Origin of the sequence: Salinarimonas ramus, assembly GCF_014645695.1 — a bacterium.
Lineage (GTDB): Bacteria > Pseudomonadota > Alphaproteobacteria > Rhizobiales > Beijerinckiaceae > Salinarimonas > Salinarimonas ramus.
The window spans coordinates 1-769 of sequence record NZ_BMMF01000042.1; the positions used below are offsets into that span (position 1 = coordinate 1).

At 69.4% G+C, this 769-nt stretch carries 1 protein-coding gene; it reads left to right on the plus strand.

Going from position 1 to position 769, the window contains the following annotated elements; translation table 11 throughout:
- Positions 1-30: 30 nt before the first annotated feature.
- Positions 31-769, plus strand: a 739-nt coding sequence (gene istB, locus IEX89_RS24125) for an IS21-like element helper ATPase IstB (RefSeq protein ID WP_188915841.1), incomplete at its 3' end; no start/stop codon positions are given.

A 769-nucleotide genomic window follows, 5' to 3' on the forward strand; every position in this document is an offset into this window, starting at 1 on the left:
CTCGTCGACACGCACGCGCATCTCGAGCGGATGCTCACCCGCCTCAAGCTCACCGCGATCCGAGACCAGCTCGACAGCCTCCTCGACGAGGCCGGGCGGCGCGACCTGACCATCCGCGAGGCCCTGACCCTGCTCTGCGAGCGCGAGATCGCGCGCAAGGACCAGCGCCGGATCGAGATGGCCTTCGGGCTCGCCAAGTTCCCCTTCGCCCGGGATCTCGCCGGCTTCGACTTCGAGGCGCAGCCCTCCGTCGACAGGCACCAGGTCCGCGAGCTCGCCACCGGCCGCTTCATCGCCAACGGCGAGGCGATCCTGCTGCTCGGCCCGCCGGGCGTGGGCAAGACCCATCTCGCTGTCGCACTCGGACGCGAGGTGATCGTGGCCGGCTACACCGTGCTGTTCACCTCGGCCACGGCGCTCGTCGCCAACCTCGCCAAGGCGCATGCCGAGGGCCGTCTCGACGAGCGCCTTCTCCATTACACCAAGCCGAAGCTGCTGATCGTGGACGAGCTGGGCTACCTGCCCTTCGAGCAGGACGCGGCGCATCTCTTCTTCCAGCTCGTCTCCCGGCGCTACGAGCGAGGCGCCATGCTCGTCACCTCGAACCGCGCCATCGGTGAGTGGGGCTCGGTCTTCGGCGATCCCGTGGTCGCGACCGCGATCCTCGACCGCCTCCTCCACCACAGCCACGTCATCACCATCCGCGGTGAGAGCTACCGGCTGCGCGAAAAGCGCCGGAGCGGCCTTCTGCAGAAGGCCGCTCCGGCGC